Origin of the sequence: Pseudogracilibacillus sp. ICA-222130 (assembly GCF_037892545.1) — a bacterium.
In the GTDB taxonomy this organism is placed as follows: domain Bacteria; phylum Bacillota; class Bacilli; order Bacillales; family Amphibacillaceae; genus Pseudogracilibacillus.
On the sequence record NZ_JBBKBG010000065.1, the window covers coordinates 1 to 2,015 of the forward strand.

Sequence of the window (2,015 nt, forward strand, 5' to 3'; positions counted from 1 at the left end):
TGTAATACTCTGTCTAAAATAGCGTTAGCTATTTTAGGATCCTGAAATATTTCACTCCATGACTTAAAATTAGAATTTGTTGTAAATATCGTGCTTTTTTTCTCATATCTCATGTCAATGAGTTGAAAGAACAACTTTGCATCATCTTCATCAATTGGCAAATACCCTATCTCATCGATGATGAGTAATTTATACTTTGAATAATGCTTCAATCTCGTCTCTAATCGATTTTCAAGTTGTGCTTTTTTTAAATTTAATATTAAATCGTTACACTTTATGAAATACGTGCTCGTTCTTTTTTTAGCTGCTGCTATACCAATAGAAGTAGCTAAATGCGTTTTTCCAACACCACTTGAACCTAAGAAAACGATGTTTTCTTTCCTTTCAATAAAGCGTAAAGTCTCAAAATCTAGTATTTGTTCTTTATTAATTGATGGCTGAAAAGAAAAATCAAAATCTTTTATTTCTTTTAAATGTGGAAATGCCGCGACCTTCACCATTGCCTTTACCATACTAATTTCTTTCATATCAATTTCATAATCTGTTAATTTAATTAATGTATCAGTGAAAGATAATTCATTTCGATTCATAAAATCGATAGTTTCATCTAAATGGAGAACCATTTGTGTTAATTTTAGATACTCTAGATTTTCAATTAACTTAGAATAACTACTATTCATTTTTATACACCTCATTAATTGCGGATAGATTCTTTAAAGCCAATTCGTCAATATCATCTTTATACGGTAGATGATTAGATAATGCTTCAACGTAATGTTCATGTTTGAAATTCATTCTTTGCCCACTAATAGGATGTACCACAATCAAATCCGTGTTATAATAAACATGAATTTGGTTATCATATACTTGTAAACCTACGGTTTTTCCAATGTATCCTGGTGGGACAGAATACATATTGGATTTGAAAGAAAACATATTTGATGTGTTCACTTTCACAAGTATATGGTCTATTTTGTAGAGATCTCGTATGTTCCTATTTGGTAGTGGGGATAAGAGATCTCTTTCTTGTTTAAAGTGAAGAACTGGTATTTTCCCTGTACCTTTATGATATCCGTGATTTACACGATCGCATAGTTCTTGAATAAATTGATGTAATTCTTCATAAGTAAACTTCCCTTGATAAGCATGGATTTCGTCGAGAATTTTCATCGGTGCTTCTACTTTACCTTTTGTGCGTGGACTGTATGCCACGCATGGTTGGACATCGAATCCGAAGTCTTTTGAAAACTGATAGAATCGTTCATTTACTACCCCTGGCTTGTGAGCTGTTCTTGATTCATCCATTACGGTCTTCATATTGTCTACTAATATTGTTTTAGGTACACCACCAATTGCTTCAAAACTTTCCGTTAGGAAAGACAACAAAATAGACTGAGACTTTGATATTGATAATGAATACGTTCGAAATCTCGAGTAACCTAAAAGGAATACAAACACATTCACGCTTAATATTTCGCCATCCTTTGTGATATACCTGATATCCTCCTTCCAATCTAACTGTGCTTGTTCCGCAGGAGCTGTTTCAAATCGAACAGTTTCTCTGTTAGGCGTACGTCCTTTCTGTTTATCGAAATATTCTTGAAACTCTGGCTTCCTCGATATATACGCCCTAAATGTCACATCTGAACAGTCTAAGTCATGATTATCTTTTAAGTACTGCCAAAGCACTCGCTTATAATAAAACTTTTGTGGTGTTTCATCAGATAGTAGTAATTTTATGACTCCGTAATATTCATCTATTTTTGATTTCCTCTTGCGAGTTTTTGAACTTACATAACCTTTCAAATATTTATCGATCGTTCGACGATCGACATTTAAATCTCGAGCTAGCTGACTCTTATTAACTTTCATATTACAACTCTCCATTAATAAATTTAATTTTGGTAAGTCCTCCAGCGTGTTAATTTCAATTTCTGTATTAATATCAATTTGCATATGCATAATATTCACCTCAGAAATATTATGCAATACCAATCATATCTTGTACATTCTTA

The 2,015-nt window shown here is 32.5% G+C and carries 2 protein-coding genes; both read right to left on the minus strand.

The window, feature by feature from the left end; genetic code table 11:
* The coding region (istB, locus tag WKT09_RS13560; RefSeq protein WP_340416541.1) for an IS21-like element helper ATPase IstB at positions 1-680 on the minus strand (680 nt) is incomplete at its 3' end.
* Positions 673-1,962 (minus strand): IS21 family transposase, encoded by a 1,290-nt coding sequence (gene istA, locus WKT09_RS13565; RefSeq protein ID WP_340416542.1) that lies wholly within the window; start codon positions 1,960-1,962, stop codon positions 673-675. The genes istB and istA, both read right to left, overlap by 8 nt.
* Positions 1,963-2,015 lie beyond the last annotated feature (53 nt).